Below are 226 nucleotides of genomic sequence, written 5' to 3' on the forward strand. Positions count from 1 at the left end.
GCCGCCGCTGGCTGGCATCGTGCGGCCTGACCGTGGAGCAGATGCAAAACCAGATGGACCCGGTGTACACGCCGGCGCGAAAAATCCACCTGTACCACTGCGACCATCGCGGCCTGCCGCTGGCGCTCATCAGCACGGAAGGGGCAACAGCGTGGTGCGCAGAATATGATGAATGGGGCAACCTGCTGAATGAAGAGAACCCGCATCAGCTGCAGCAGCTTATCCG

1 protein-coding gene is annotated in these 226 nt (G+C 61.9%); it reads left to right on the forward strand.

The genetic code is table 11. The features are described 5' to 3' along the window. Positions 1 to 226: RHS domain-containing protein (locus E0D98_RS27270; protein ID WP_131891752.1), on the forward strand; the 226-nt coding region annotated here is incomplete at both ends.

Source organism: Escherichia sp. KCJ4928, assembly GCF_004352695.1.
Lineage (GTDB): Bacteria > Pseudomonadota > Gammaproteobacteria > Enterobacterales > Enterobacteriaceae > ECMA0423.